Origin of the sequence: Pedobacter suwonensis (genome assembly GCF_900111825.1) — a bacterium.
Taxonomy (GTDB): Bacteria; Bacteroidota; Bacteroidia; order Sphingobacteriales; family Sphingobacteriaceae; genus Pedobacter; species Pedobacter suwonensis.
Map to the genome: position 1 here is coordinate 31,268 of NZ_FOJM01000015.1, position 13,804 is coordinate 45,071.

At 38.3% G+C, this 13,804-nt stretch carries 7 protein-coding genes; 1 reads left to right on the plus strand and 6 read right to left on the minus strand.

What is annotated here, in order from left to right; genetic code table 11:
* Window positions 1-736: 736 nt before the first annotated feature.
* From BM107_RS18365 to BM107_RS18385, 5 genes are all read right to left on the minus strand, one after another.
* The gene (locus tag BM107_RS18365) at window positions 737-1,975 is read right to left on the minus strand and encodes a hypothetical protein (RefSeq protein ID WP_090985992.1); all 1,239 of its coding nucleotides are present in this window, start codon (window positions 1,973-1,975) and stop codon (window positions 737-739) included.
* A gap of 129 nt (window positions 1,976-2,104) precedes the next feature.
* On the minus strand, window positions 2,105-3,301 hold the full coding sequence (locus BM107_RS18370) for a DUF4998 domain-containing protein (protein WP_090985994.1): 1,197 nt from the start codon (window positions 3,299-3,301) through the stop codon (window positions 2,105-2,107).
* Window positions 3,302-3,329: 28 nt separating this feature from the next.
* Complete coding sequence (locus BM107_RS18375; RefSeq protein WP_159435281.1) at window positions 3,330-4,538, minus strand: DUF5000 domain-containing lipoprotein; 1,209 nt, start codon at window positions 4,536-4,538, stop codon at window positions 3,330-3,332.
* Window positions 4,539-4,562: 24 nt separating this feature from the next.
* Window positions 4,563-6,299, minus strand: a complete 1,737-nt coding sequence (locus tag BM107_RS18380; protein WP_244278855.1) for a RagB/SusD family nutrient uptake outer membrane protein — start codon at window positions 6,297-6,299, stop codon at window positions 4,563-4,565.
* Window positions 6,300-6,565: 266 nt separating this feature from the next.
* Complete coding sequence (locus BM107_RS18385) at window positions 6,566-9,814, minus strand: SusC/RagA family TonB-linked outer membrane protein (protein ID WP_166672367.1); 3,249 nt, start codon at window positions 9,812-9,814, stop codon at window positions 6,566-6,568.
* An 825-nt stretch (window positions 9,815-10,639) separates the two neighbouring features.
* Between BM107_RS18385 and ettA the strand changes: the two genes are divergently transcribed.
* Window positions 10,640-12,319, plus strand: coding sequence for an energy-dependent translational throttle protein EttA (ettA, locus tag BM107_RS18395; RefSeq protein WP_090986002.1), 1,680 nt, complete (start codon window positions 10,640-10,642; stop codon window positions 12,317-12,319).
* Window positions 12,320-13,026: 707 nt separating this feature from the next.
* Here ettA and BM107_RS18400 read toward each other — a convergent pair.
* On the minus strand, window positions 13,027-13,761 hold the full coding sequence (locus tag BM107_RS18400; RefSeq protein ID WP_090986004.1) for a GDSL-type esterase/lipase family protein: 735 nt from the start codon (window positions 13,759-13,761) through the stop codon (window positions 13,027-13,029).
* Between the last annotated feature and the right edge of the window lie 43 nt (window positions 13,762-13,804).

Consider the following 13,804-nt stretch of genomic DNA (forward strand, 5'->3'; position numbering starts at 1 on the left):
GCATTGCATTAATGTTAAAGACTTAGGGTAGATATTCTCAAAGGTTGTTAAAAAAATAAAAAAACCTCTTGATCATCATCAACTAATGGGTTGAAAAAAATCAAACAGAAATATAAGCATAATACAATTTATTTTAATAAATCGTTTTTATTCGCGTATTTTTTCAGTTCTTTAAATTTTTTGCTGATTCAAAAGTTGAGCGCTGTAGAGATCAAATCCTTAGCTTTAAACGAGAATAACAAATTACATATAGCTGAAAATGAATATATTATACACAAAACCTAAAAAAAAGAATCTTCGTATTGCAGAAAATGATTAGAGGTAAAGAATAAAGATTTGGATGATTTTAGTTTTTGGGAAGGTTAGAGATTAAAAACCATCATCCTGAATAGCTTGACCGTAAAGAATACGCGATACTAAATTTAGATTTTATAAGATCTCCCTAATGTACCTGCTATGCGAGCGATCCAAAATCTGGAAACTGAAGCTATTTCAACCGTATGGAACCGTTTTGATGACCTTATCGAAATATTTGTCAGGATGTTTTTAAAACATATGGATCATTCGTTACACCCGACACAGGTTAAGTCAATAAGGCAACTTTTTAAAACTTATCATATACAAATAAAAACCCCAAAAGCTAAACTAAAGCCTTTGGGGTTTACTATTTTTGGAACAGCCTGTTTTCATTTCGTTATTGAAAACCGGCATATACTATTGCATTCAAATATAGCCATTATGGTGTATAGCTACCGCTGAATTCTGTTAAACCATCTTTACGCATGGCTTCGATAATTAAGCAGGTATAAGCAAAATCCCAGCTTGTTGTCACCTCTGAATTCTGATTAAGACCATAAGGCCAGTAATGCTGGCTATCGCCACTAAGCTGGGCAGTATTGTCATTTGTGATCAGCCTCAATATAGCCGTTACACTAGGCGCCTGAAGTTTACCATTGACCAACGTATTCCACCACCATGAAGAAGTTCCTGTACCTAAAGTGTGCGAGCCTTCATGAAGCATTGTGCGGAGATTTTGATAGGAAGAATTGGTTCCAAAACGCATCCAACCCTGATTGTTTGCGTCAGCTGTTGGTACACCATCAACATAATTAAGATATACGTGTTTAGTAACAGAAGTATAGTTATTAAAATACCAGGCTGCACTATCAATAGCAACCTGCAGCCTGCTATACGCAGCGAGCTCTTCCGCCCCAGGATTTTGGGATTTGTTAAAGGTATAGGTGAAATTACCTTTTGCAATGGTTTTAAACGTCACTTCACTACTGTAACTTACTCCTTTTGAATTAATGGCATAAGCCCGGGCGTAATAGGTGGTTTTTGGCGTCAGGTCTTTTAAACTCACCCTAAATTTACCAAGCCCTTTATTACTATGCTTCACTTTACTACTATTAATGGTAGGATTTGATGTGGAAGCATAGACAATTCCCCGTTCTGTTATGGCATCACCACCATCTGTTAACACTTCAATATCTGCTGCTGCCACAGTAGAACCTATAATATACATGGGAGAAAAACCAAAGGTAGCGCTGGCTATGCTGGCGGTAACAAGCTCGATTTCATTGCCATAAGCAACTCCGGCTTTATTCACAGCAAAGGCTCTTACGTAATATTTAGTTGAAGCCGTTAGTCCTTTAATTTCGCTGGTAAACGTGCCTGATCCACTCACACTTACTACTCCGGATTTATTGTTATCCACCGTTGGTTTTGGAGAGGTACTCCAGCAAACCCCCTGGTCGGTAACCGGCGACCCGCCTTTGTCTGTTACTACTCCCCCACTCATGGCAGAAGTGGTGGTAATATTTGTAAAAGTGCTAGTGGTAATAGTAGCAATGGAACCATTTGACTCCGTTTTAGGTGTTGTGGTTTCAGCTACTTTTTCATTCTTTTTACATCCACCCAAAAGGGCAAAAATAAAACATGCTGCAATAAGATATTTTTTTGATTGAGTCTTCATTGGTTTCGTTATTTAGTAATGACAATAGACTGACAGTTGAGCTTAGCAGAAAACCTTTTATTTCTATGCTCATCTGAACAGATTGTAAATAAAAACACCCTAAGTTGTTACGCTTAGGGTGTTGATAAATTATTTAGCCCATTTGAGCAACTTAACACTGCCAACCTTGATATATTGGCCTGTGTTGGCTATGGATACGGCAAAACCTATTGAAACAGTGGTTTGTTGCGTAAGTGAAAAATTTAATTCGCCACTAGAAATATTTGTATAAGCGATAGCAGCGGTTGGAACATTAGCTACATCAGGTAAGGTGTTACCAGCTGCAACAGCGATATACCTTGATCCCCCGCTGTTCTGATCAATGCCAGATAACCTAAAAGTATAATTACCGGCCGGCAATGTGATGGTTTGATAAATAAGTCCATTGGTAACAGGCGTATTGATTCCCCAGCCAGATTCAAAAGACAACACACCTGTACCACCTCTGAGCTCATATCCACCATACTGATTGTTGTTGATGTTTTTAGCACCGGCGCTTGTGGTCCATCCTGCTAGGGTACCCCATCTTGATCCATCCCAGGTAGCTCTGTTAAATGGTCCGGTATTCGATAACAAGGCCGTCATATCTTCATCTACGGCTAAATTAGCTGAATAAGCTACTTTGAAAGTATCTATGCAATTGGTATCAGGCAGAAATAAGGTACGGTACTTAAATGTTGAACCGCTTTTGTAATTTTTAAGAATTGTTTTGGTTGAATCGATTGGCGTTCTCACCGTAACCAAGCTATTGCTGGAATTGGTATACTGAAGTTCAGTTGTAAAAACGCCGGTTAATTTGTCCATGCCCAACCATTGAATGGTTGCGTTACCATCCGTTCCTTTAACTGCTGAAAATACCCCGCGGTTACTTAATGACGCCTTATAACGATCGCCATAAGAAATGCCAACCTTATTTACAGCTACAGAACGATTTCCAGCTTTATCATAAGTGTAAATGTTAAAGCTTTGAACTCCCTCTGAAACATTAGGAACAAATATCGACAGAGAATCAACCGTATTTTTTTTATTTACCGGAATAACTAAAGAATCCTTAAAATTATTCCAGAAAACTTTACACAATACCACTTTTGGGTCCGCCAGAAACAGACCTTTTAACAGCACTCTGTTATCACCTGACATTACATTTACAGAATCAAGTTTACCAGGATAAGATATTTCACCTCCTTCTACATATTTTTTGTAATCATCTGCCTTTCTGCAGGCGAAAATTGTACCTATCACAACTAACGTCAAGATAAGTTTTGATATTTTATGTTTGTTTAACATATTTCCTTCCTTTTAGCTAATGAATTAATTATCTAGGGTCACCATAGCATTGTAACTCTGCAATACTCATGAACGTTGTACCTTGCCAATTATTGATCGATTTGATACGTATGTACCTTACCTTTTGGTTTCCGCCAGCAGGAAATGTGTAACTTATACCATTATTGGCAAATGTGTAATCTTCTGCAGTTTGCACACCGTACGCACTTCCTGATGGTTTTTTTGAATCGAATGAACCTAAAAGCTTCCAATTGGTATAGCTTCCATCAGCAGCCGGATTATCACTTCCCCAGACTTCGAATTTTTTCAGGTTACCTCCATAATAATACATCCTTCCAGAATTTAGATATTCCGGATAGTTCCATATTACGATCCGACTTAATATAGCTGATTGCCCCATATCGAATGTTACCCATTGCGGACCAACCGTACCGGTACTTGTCAAGGAAATATTTGGCCAGTTTATAATGTCACCATCCCACATTTTAGACAAACTCGTTCCGGAATACTGTTGACCAACATCTGTAGGCAAGTTTACCGCGCGATAAAATGATTTAGATAATATGGTCTCATACAAAGGCTTTAGCGTTGTATAAAGAGTATCTGAGTAATTTAACCATCTGTCTCTCACGGTTACGGCAAATTTTTGGGCAGTGGTATCTGTTATACCTCTCAACGAATTATCGATATCCTGTGCTGAAGTATAGAGATTGTCTTTGGGGTTTCCTACATATTTACCGTTTTGATACTTGAGTACCTCAATAACTATATCTGTTTTTGATGCATTACTTGCCTTGAAATTTAAACCTGAAAAATCAGGTATAACTTTTAAACTTCTATACACTCCCCAAATAGGATTTTCAAGAGGTTTTACTTTAACAACTATCGGGTCAGACGCTATTTCGCTACGGCTAACAGAATATATCTTAACATCGTGTGTGTTCATGTCTCCAAATCCTTCCACCAATAATGAATTATTGTAATAAGAAGATTTGACTTCCATTTCCTGACCATTTGCTAAATTATATACCGCTTTAACATACAGCAGGTCCTTATCATTAGGTAACTTATAACTAATTGTAGCATTTCCAGGTCCATTTTCTACTGTTACACCGGATACCTGCCCAGGCTTGTTGGTATTATTTTCTAATGGACCAACTATATCTTCTTTACAAGAAGAAAATACTGTGGTAACACCACATATAAATAGAAAAAGTATTTTATTACGTACTTTCATATCATTAAATTTAATTGTCATTTATTACCATCCCGGGTTTTGTACCAATTTTGGATTAACCGTCAAGTCATATGCCTTTATAGGCCACAGATAATCTCTTGGGGAGATAAAGTATTGGTTATAAACTGTTCTAACTCTATAATATTCTTGTGCTGTAGGTTGATAAATGCTCCAACCTGTAACGGCCTGATTAAATAGTTCTGTGGCACGCTTCCATCGTTTAATATCCCAATATCTACTTCCTTCAAAAGCCAATTCAATCAGTCGCTCCTGTTGAATGATCTGACGCATTCCATCCTTTGTAGTGTATTTAGTTGGACTGGTAGAATAAGTTGACCACGATGACTCTACCGAATTTAATCCTGCTCGGGTACGTATTTTATTTATGTAATCGTATACTTCCTGTGTAGGTGCTCCAAGGCTTTCATTTAAAGCCTCTGCATACATTAAATATAAGTCAGCCAATCTGATTTCTGGCCAGGCATAAGTCCTGTAACTTACATTATTATCTGTATGGGCCATGTTCCAATCTACAACCTTTTTAACAAAATAACCAGTTTCATTATACCAGCCAAAGTTATTGGCACCAGATATTTGATTAGATTTTCCTTCAACGATGTAAGTATTTTCATCTGTATTTCCAGGACTGTCATACTTGAAAAATGTTCCGCCATCGAACGCTAAATCCGCATAAAAACGAGGCTCACGATCAAAGTTAAGTCTGGCGGTGGCGTATCCCTCTTTAATGTAAAAACGCTCTGCCTTAACAGCTGTTCTTAAACTGTATCGATTGGTAAAATCTAATGTTTTATCTTCATTAATTGGCACCCCATTTTTTGAATAAAACATCTCTGCAATTTTAATAGGTGGCGCTAACTGTTGTAAGGCTTGTCCAACGGCCACTGGTTTAGATGCGTCTAAACGTGGCATCGCAGCATATTGTAAAAAGCTGGCCACACTATTGGGATTTCCCCAAACTACTTCTGGGTTTTGTCCAAAACGCTCTGTTAATGCTCCTTTAATCGTTAACTGACGCTTAGTAGAATCAGAGATTTTTAAGGCTGTAGTACCAGGAAATGTATAAAGTCTAAAACCTGCAGCTTCAGCTGCATCAATTGCAACTTTTGCAGCATCAGAAGCCTTTTTCCATTTATTGCCATCGTAAGTTGTGTTAATCAACTGTATACCATCTTTATCTTTAAATCCGGCATAATCAGGGTTACCATTAAATAACGGGCTGGCAGCAGTTAATAAAATCTTTGCTTTGATAGCTAATGCGATTGGCTGTGTTATTCTTCCTAATTCATTTGTACGATCCCTAATTCTCTGAGGCAGATCAGCCAAAGACTCATCAAGCAAACCAACAACATAATTAACACATTCATCGAATGGAGCACGTTTAACCTGCACTTCGTTCTGATCGGCATTGATAGGTAGGCTTTTGTCAATTATAGGAATTGGTCCATACATTCTCATTAACAAAAAGTGGTAATAAGCTTTTAAAAATTTGGCTTCAGCTAACCATCTTTGACGCTCATCCAATTGTAAATCTGGCACTTTACTTGCGTCACTTACATTTTCAATAAAAATATTGCAGTTTCTGATCGCCTGAAAGAAATTCTTTCCATCCACTGCTTGATCTTTTCCACTCCATCTATTAAAAAGTGGCTCAGAAGCATTTTGATTGCCCCTTGCTATTCTCCATCCTTCTGAAATAAATCCACGTTCGTCCAAAGATGTCCAGATTTCATCTCCGGTCATATAACCGATATTAGCCAAAGGATCTCCATCTGATGGCAGAAAAGAGTAACACGTAAATAAATACTTCTCGGCCTCCGATCTAAGTGTAAAGGCATTATCTAATGTGGCTATGTTATCGGGAACGATGTCCAGATATTTTTTACATGAGGATATTGAGCCAATAGCCAGTAATGCTGTAAAGGCGTATTTCAATAACCTTAGTTTATAATTATTTATTTTGTTTGAATCACTTTTAATTTTCATAACTACTATTTCCTATACGTTTTCTAAAAAGAGACATTTACACCAATGTTATATACTACCTGAATTGGGTAACCAAGACCTTTTCCGCCCATTTCAGGGTCCCATAATTTAAATGCACTTATTGCAGTAAGGTTATTTGCGTTCAAGTATAGTCTAGTTGTTTTCAATCCAAGTCTTTTCTGTAGTTTATTCGGAAGGTTATAGCCTAATTCTACGCTCTTAATTCTTAAGAAAGCACCATTACGCATCCACCATGTTGATGTTTGTAAGTTGTTGTTAACAAACCTGTCGCTTAATCTAGGCCAAAACGCATAACTGTCTCTATTTTGTTCAGACCAGTGACTGTCTGCTATGGCTTTCAATAAACCATTTTGTGTGGCATTCGGCGATCTGTAAGCCATATTCGGATCCTCGTGGTTAATCACAAAAGGAGAAATATTTCCGGGATCTATAAAAAATGAAGAACGTGCTGAACCTTGTAGGAATACAGAAAAGTCAAAACCTTTAAACCCAAAAGTACCACCAAAGCCATAGATAATTTCCGGAGTTGTTGGAAGACCAATAGGAACCCGATCCGCTTCAGATATAATTCCATCACCATTAACATCCCTGTACTTGATATCACCGCCACCATAATTGATTCCTGGGATTCCATCAAATTGCTTTGGAGAATTTTTCGCCTCATTATCATCTACAAACAAACGCTCTGCAATTAAACCATATGTTTGATTTGTAGGCTGCCCTGTTAAATAACGATAGGATTCATTAGCTGCGTAAGTAGGTTCATCAGCAGTTAAAATTTTTCCTGTAGCATACGTAAAATTACCTCTTAGCTGCACAAACATACTATTTCCCAGAGACTTGTTATAGTTGGTATTAAAATCTATACCCTGACTCTGATATTTGTTGGTATTTGCCCGAATCTGAGCTTGTAGTCCCATTGTGCTGGGGATAAACGACCGGCTAGTTAAAATACTGCTTCGAGTTTGCTTGTAAACCTCAAATGTCATATTTAGATCTTTGAATAAAGTCATCTCTAAAGCAAGGTTAGTACTTTCAGAACGCTCCCAGGTAATTAAATTATTGGGATATCTTATGAACGAAACTCCAGGTCTGTAGTACAACCCATCTTCGCCGAATGCTGCACCAAAACGTCCATCGGCCATTGATACTTCGGAAAGATAAAAGAACCGGTCACCTGCTTGCCCAATCTGATCATTTCCGGCAAAACCATAGGTACCTCGCAATTTTAGCGTTGTAATGACATTTGTTAAGGGCTTAAAGAACTTTTCATTCGAAATGACATAGCCTAATCCAAATGATGGAAAAAATCCGAACCTGTTAAATTCTGCAAAACGTTCTGAACCATTATAACCAAAATTAAATTCTGCTAAGTACTTGCTATCATAACCATATGTTGCTCTACCAGAAACACCCTGATTTCTTGCAGGAAGAGATAATTGTAAACTTCCTGAGTTCCCTGCTAAATAATTTCTCATGGTACCGATTACCATTGCACTAACATCATGCTTTTTAAAAGTGCGACTGTAATTAGCTGCAAGTTCTGCGTAAAAAATCGAATTTACATCCTTACGACCTTCGGTATAATTTAAATATTCTTGGCCTAATAACCCCCTGCTACCTGCACCTCCGCCATTTAATACGGTTAAAACGGCGCTTCCATCCGGTTGCTCGGTTGCAGAATAGTAAAATGGATTGTAATACCTTGCGATATCAAAACTGGCATATCTTCTAGCGTAGCTCATTAAACGTAGGTTCAATCCAGGAGTAATGGATCTTAAATCTTGTTTAAGTTCTATTTGTGTCTGTAGCGTAGAAGAATTCTTATCCTGATAACCCTTAACCATTTCTGCATAAGGATTCATATATAAGCTTCCATCTGGAGCAAGTGCTCCACCAAACAATGGGTGTTTAGTATAAGGCTGAAAACTAGCTGGGTACACTGCAGGAAACATCACAGGATTTGACCACAATGCCCTGTTAAAAGCAGTAGATCCACCACCTACTGGTCCTGTATAATCGTCAAACTGTCCGTACACTTTAATATCAGCGGTAAGGCTGTTAGTAAAGTTCATAGTTACGTTAGAGCGCACACTGTAGTTCTTCAGTTTAATGTTACTGTTAAAGTTATTTAAGTCAGCAACTTTTAAAACACCGTTATCTATATTATAGGTACCAGAAATGTAATAAACTGCTTTGACACCACCCCCGGTAATATTCATATTAAATCGTTGGTTAAGAGTGTAATCTTTAATCAGTTCATCAATCCAATTATTGTTCGGATAAAGCAATGGATTTTCCCCAGCAGCTGTCGCATCAATTTTAGCACGCTGATAAGGTAGTTGCGCCAACCTATTGCGGGTAAGGGCGCCTTCATTTGCCAGCCTCATATAGGTGATATTATCAGCAAATTTAAAGTTCTGAGTATTGCCTGATACCGAATTTTCAGCTCTAAAAGTGAATTGGGTTTCACCAGACTTACCTAGTTTTGTAGTAATCAATAAAACACCATTTGCACCTCTTGCACCGTATACGGCTGAAGCGGCTGCATCTTTTAATACACTAAAGGTCGAGATATCGTCAGGTTGCAAACGGGCTAAATCAGTTTGGTTAACTTCTGCACCATCAACTAAAATTAAGGGATCTTGCTTTCCTGCCCCGAAACTTCCTAAACCTCTGATAAAAAAGTTGGCATTATCTGCGCCTGGCTCACCACTGCGTTGAAAGGCAATCATACCTGCCACACGTCCTGCCAACATGGTAGTTAAGTTACTGGTAGGGCCTTTTAATTCTTTGGGGTTAATTGTTGTAATAGAACTTACAACACTTTCTTTCTTTTGTGTACCAAACCCTACTACTGCCACGTCCTCAAGAGAATTGGCATCGGGTGTTAGTATCACGTTAATAGTATAAGTACCGTCAGCAGATTTTTGATAATCTGAAACGGCCTTAAGCTGAGCTTTGTAGCCTATTAAACTAAAAAGTAATTTACCTGACCGCGGGACTTTGATGGTATATCGACCAACCTCGTCAGTAGAAATACCCCGGGTTGTACCGGATATTTTAATATTAACCATTGGTAATCCGCCCATAGTATCCTTTACCACTCCTTTTACCGTTACTTCATTTTGAGCTGAGGCTGCAAAGCCCATACTCAAAAACAACAGCATACTGAGCAGCGTTCGGAATACGCCTCCACGGAAAAACAGGCAGCCCGAAATTTGAGCTTTCTTTTTGTAGATTTTTCTCATTTTTTGATTTTAGTTTGAAATTGTTTGTTTATTAGTTTATTCATGAGCGTACCAACCATCATACGGTAAAACCGTACAATGACAGATATTCTTACTTTGCAAAACTCGCCAGAAAGCTTTTCCTAGTTAAAAAAAAGCTTGATGATAATTTGGCAGCAATCACCTCAATAGAGATAATTGTAAGCAGAGGGTTAGTTGAATGTTCTTGATAGTCTGGTTTTCTTCATATGTTCAATAGTATATTTGGTTGTAACAAATTAACCACTAAAATCGGCATATGAGTGAGGGGCAATATGGTAATTTTTAGGGGCCAAATTAATAAGATAGCTGTTGAAGCACCTAAAAAACCCATATTATCGAATTATAACGATAATGTTAAACCAATTTGTCTTAAACATTATCACCAGCAGGTTTTGTTTATAGCAGACGTAAATCCGTTCCGTTGGCGGCTGTTGAATACTGGCATCGTACAGTTTATAGTATCCATGATGATTTAATATGATGCTTACGAACGCAAGATAAATACAGGCAAATAAACCATAGCCCCTGCGACGGTTTAGATCAATTCCGGTATACTTATTTTTTACCGTAGGGCAGAAAATTATTCGATCTAATTTGTCAAACGCGTATACTTCACTCCATCATGAAAAGTTACGATATACTTTGTAAACCATTTTGTAATGGTCCTGTTGTTTCTATCTTTGTAACCGGCGTCGCACTGCCGCTTTTGCAAACCGGATAATTTTGAAAAATAAAATTTCTGCTTATAAAAATTCGTTTTGGAAATAATAGTGCCTTTAAATAAGCTAAATACAAAAAATCAACATGTCTGACGAGAAAATAATATTTTCAATGGCAGGGGTAAACAAAATCTACCCGCCACAAAAACAGGTTTTAAAAAATATTTACCTTTCTTTCTTTTACGGCGCCAAAATCGGAGTAATCGGTTTAAATGGTTCTGGTAAATCATCTCTTCTAAAAATTATTGCCGGCCTGGATAAATCTTACCAGGGCGAAGTTGTTTTCTCTCCCGGTTATTCGGTTGGTTATCTGGCTCAGGAGCCGATCCTTGATCCGGAAAAAACCGTTCGTGAGGTAGTTGAAGAAGGTGTAGCCGAAGTTACGGCCATCTTAAAAGAATATGAAGAAGTGAATGAGGCCTTCGGTTTGGAGGAAAACTATTCTGATCCAGATAAAATGGATAAGTTAATGGCCAGACAGGGCGAACTGCAGGATAAAATCGATTCTTTAGGTGCCTGGGAAATTGATTCAAAACTGGAAAGGGCCATGGATGCCTTACGTTGCCCTGATCCGGATACTAAAATTAGTGTGTTATCTGGTGGTGAACGCCGCCGTGTGGCCATGTGCCGTCTATTGCTGCAACATCCTGATGTATTACTATTAGATGAGCCTACCAACCACTTAGATGCCGAAAGTATCGATTGGTTGGAGCAATTCCTGCAAAATTACGAAGGAACAGTTATTGCGGTTACCCACGACAGGTATTTCCTTGATAACGTGGCCGGATGGATTTTAGAGTTAGACCGTGGTGAAGGTATTCCATGGAAAGGGAACTACAGCAGCTGGTTAGATCAGAAAGCAAAGCGTTTGGCACAGGAAGAAAAAACCGAGAGCAAACGTCAGAAAACTTTAGAGCGAGAGCTCGAATGGGTACGTATGGCACCTAAGGCACGTCATGCAAAATCGAAAGCACGTATTGCCAACTATGATAAATTAGCTTCGGAAGATGGCAGGGAAAGAGAAGAGAAATTGGAACTCTTCATCCCTCCAGGGCCGCGATTAGGCAACGTGGTTATTGAAGCCACGAATGTTAGCAAAGCTTATGGCGATAAGGTACTGTTCGACAATTTGAACTTTTCCCTTCCTCCGGCAGGTATTGTTGGTATTATTGGGCCCAATGGTGCAGGTAAAACCACCTTATTCCGTTTAATTACCGGACAGGAAGAGGCAGATGCCGGCACTTTCCGCGTAGGTGAAACGGTTGAGCTGGGTTATGTAGATCAGATGCACAATGATTTAGATGCCGAGCAAACCGTTTACGAAAACATTACTGATGGATTAGACAATATACAATTAGGTACCAAAGCCGTTAACGGCCGTGCCTACGTTTCAAAGTTTAACTTTAATGGTGGTGATCAGCAGAAAAAAGTCGGCATTTTATCGGGTGGTGAACGTAACCGCGTGCATTTAGCCATTACCTTAAAAAAAGGAGCCAATGTATTGCTACTGGATGAGCCAACCAACGATATTGATGTAAATACTTTACGTGCGCTGGAGGAAGCTTTAGAAAACTTTGGCGGCTGTGCAGTTGTAATCAGTCACGACAGGTGGTTTTTGGACAGGATCTGTACCCATATCCTGGCTTTCGAAGGGAACTCTGAAGTTTATTTCTTTGAGGGAAACTATTCTGATTACGAGGAAAACCGTAAAAAACGTTTGGGCGATGTAGCTCCAAAACGCATCAGGTATAAAAAATTAGATTAATAAAAAGTCCCGACGAAATCGGGACTTTTTTTGTTTGAGATGATTGCCTTAATAAAAATCATCAGTCTTTTGACCGGAAATATTCTTTAGATTGATCCTAAAACAGTTAGGTACAATATATGCTATAATAAATCGAGCAATCATCGAAAACAAATTATCGTTTTTCACCGGAGGCTGTCTCAGAAATGATTTTGGAGATTTTTGGCAGAATAATATTTTGAAAGGGCGTCATTCCCGTGAAAACGGGAACCACGGAGTGCTCAGCGAAGCTAATCTTAATACGATAGAACGGCAACTAAATAAGTCCTTAACAGAGCATTAAGATGCCCAGTCAAGCTGAGCATGATGATATACCCAAATTTAATTCTCCTGCTATTATTTAATCTGTTATTTTGAGACAGGCTCATTTTCATGATTACGCAGACCGCACAAATGGCACAGGTCTTGATTTTCTTTTGTTTGCATTTGTCCGAAAAAAGAAATTCATGTTAATAAACAGCTAATGCCAGGGCAATGGTAAACCACCAATTTTAGCACTCAAAGCCTCAATTAAATTAAAATATCGAAGTCCAAAGGTTATACGTATTGTTTCAGCTTTATTAAAGATTACTCACTGCGTTGAGAATGACATAAAAGAAAGTAGTTTTGATCTGAAGCGCTCAAATTTTCGAATCATCAGCCAATGAACTAATGGCCCAATGATCTTTCTAGTGCCAGTTTTTGAAAGCCCTTTTTACCGCAGCGTCGGTTACCTCTTCCATTATTTTATAACCTGCAAGGTTAGGATGAACACCATCTACCGTTAGCTCAGCGCGCTGACCTTTTCGTTCGTCTACCAAAGGTGTCCAATAATCCAGAACAGTGTAATTCCGCTCTTTGGAGTAGGCTTCAATTTTTTCATTTAGATCCACAATACTATCGGCTGCTTTAATGCGCTTGTTCCATGGATATTCGTAAACCGGAAGATATTTACAAAGTATAACCTTAATATGATGTAACCTTGCCAGTTCTGCCATAGATTTAATATTATCCATAATCTTATCTATGGTAACGTGGCCAGTATTTCCTGCAATGTCATTACTACCTGCCAAAATAATCACCGCTTTTGGCTTCAGGTTAATTACATCCTGCCGAAAACGGATCAGCAATTGTGGCGAAAGCTGGCCACTTATTCCCCTATCCACATAATTATTCCTGTTAAAATATTCAGGATCTTTCTGTTTCCAGAATTCGAAAATAGAACTTCCCAAAAACACTACTCTTTTTTCTCTTTTGGTGGGCAGCGGTAAAATTTCATTTTCTTTCTGATATTTCGTTAAAGCAGCCCAATCGTCGCTAAAATTTTCCTTTTCAGCTTTGGTATTTAATGAGTCTGCTTGCTGATTTTGGGCAAACGCAACATGACCGGAAAGCAATAAAACAAAAAAGAGGAATTTATTCATAAGGTAAAATTGGATAAATGTAATCAAACTTTAAAACTAAATA

Bases quoted from the DNA above. Each gene is read 5' to 3' on its own strand.
- BM107_RS18370 (WP_090985994.1), bottom strand. From the start codon at position 3,301: ATGTTAAACAAACATAAAATATCAAAACTTATCTTGACGTTAGTTGTG.
- BM107_RS18400 (WP_090986004.1), bottom strand. From the start codon at position 13,761: ATGAATAAATTCCTCTTTTTTGTTTTATTGCTTTCCGGTCATGTTGCG.
- BM107_RS18380 (WP_244278855.1), bottom strand. From the start codon at position 6,299: ATGACCGGAGATGAAATCTGGACATCTTTGGACGAACGTGGATTTATT.
- BM107_RS18365 (WP_090985992.1), bottom strand. From the start codon at position 1,975: ATGAAGACTCAATCAAAAAAATATCTTATTGCAGCATGTTTTATTTTT.
- BM107_RS18385 (WP_166672367.1), bottom strand. From the start codon at position 9,814: ATGAGAAAAATCTACAAAAAGAAAGCTCAAATTTCGGGCTGCCTGTTT.
- ettA (WP_090986002.1), top strand. From the start codon at position 10,640: ATGTCTGACGAGAAAATAATATTTTCAATGGCAGGGGTAAACAAAATC.
- BM107_RS18375 (WP_159435281.1), bottom strand. From the start codon at position 4,538: ATGAAAGTACGTAATAAAATACTTTTTCTATTTATATGTGGTGTTACC.